General features: G+C 48.9%; 1 protein-coding gene. It reads right to left on the bottom strand.

The genetic code is table 11. The features are described from left to right. Positions 1-24: 24 nt before the first annotated feature. Positions 25-1212 carry an IS4 family transposase gene (locus F7Q90_RS25635; protein WP_006118957.1) on the bottom strand — a complete coding sequence of 396 codons (1188 nt, stop codon included), beginning with the start codon at positions 1210-1212 and terminating at the stop codon, positions 25-27. Positions 1213-1295: the final 83 nt, after the last annotated feature.

The raw sequence follows: 1295 nt of genomic DNA, 5'->3' as shown, positions 1-1295 counted from the left end.
CTGAGGGATCCCCACAAATTGACGCTAATAAACCAGCACCATTTTGTGGTAAACCCTTGTTAAATTGTTAAGAACGTCCTTCAGGGATATTCGCCTGAGCATTAGCGGAGAATGCCGTAAAATATTCTTCGCTAACGTCAGGTATGAGATCACCCGGCGAGACTTGATGCTGTTGGCCTGATATCGCAGATGCAATCCTTTGTTTTCAGCGTGGAACCCCAGTAGCCACAGCACTATCGTACTCAGCGTTGCCAGCAGACTCAGCACCTGTATTCTTCCGGCGGAACGGCTGTAACTGGCTCGTAACCCAAACCCGAAGCGTTCGCTTTTCTCATCGCGGAAATTCTGCTCTATCTGCATTCGACGACTGTACAGCTTCATGATCTCGCGAGGCTTAAATTCAGCACTACTGACGAAAAGAAGCCACGGCTCTTTCGCTGCTGAACGACCACAACGAACCTGTTTTGAGCGTCTGATACGACAGCGGGCACGCTTATGTTTTCGTCCCTTCGGTTTCGTTTTTTGAATATAAAAATGCCCGTCACACGGCGTGGACTGTGACAACGTTCCTTCGCCAAGATATTCCGGCCTGTCGCCAGCAATGATTTCCCCGGTTCTGAGCCAGCCCTCGCCGTTATTGTTCAGCTGGAGTTGAGTATTGCCGCGAATACGCCCCACGAAGTCCCAGCCCAGCGATTTTATGTGGCTGAACCAGGCATTTCTGAATCCTGCGTCCGTAATAACAATCACTTTTGTCTCCGGCTTTATCGTTTCTGCCAGCGCATTCAGAAAACCTTTTTGGATTTCACTGCTGTTCTGCTTGCTGGATGGCACAATGTGGCTCAGCAGGGGTATTGAGCGACCGTCGCAAATCAGGCTTGCCCTGAGAACGTGATACTCCTGAGATGGATAACCACTCCAGTCTACGGCTATCACGCATAACGATAGCTTGCTGGTCAGCATTGAAATAATACTTTTAAAAATCATCGGAATATCCTTCTGAAGTGACTCGTTCCCCAGCAGGCGATCTACTCGTTTGATTTTGTTTTTTACCTGAGCCTGTCCCGGTAGAAAACGTCCGATACGCGTTAGCGTCAGCGATGCCCCCTTGATTAAAGCAACCGTGGCATCAACCAGAGCGCTCTGCCGGTACTTGTGGAAAGAACCGAGAGCATCCTGAAAAAAATTCTGACATACTTTACGGGCAGGCATAGCGGTGATCCCATTGAATTTGTGGAAGAATCAGTAGATCACATCTTGCTATGTCTGTCTCATTTTTGTGGGGATTCGTCAGG

Source organism: Pantoea stewartii subsp. stewartii (genome assembly GCF_008801695.1).
GTDB lineage: Bacteria > Pseudomonadota > Gammaproteobacteria > Enterobacterales > Enterobacteriaceae > Pantoea > Pantoea stewartii.
The sequence above is the reverse complement of the archived record's forward strand: the minus strand, read 5'-3'. Positions and strand labels throughout refer to the sequence as shown.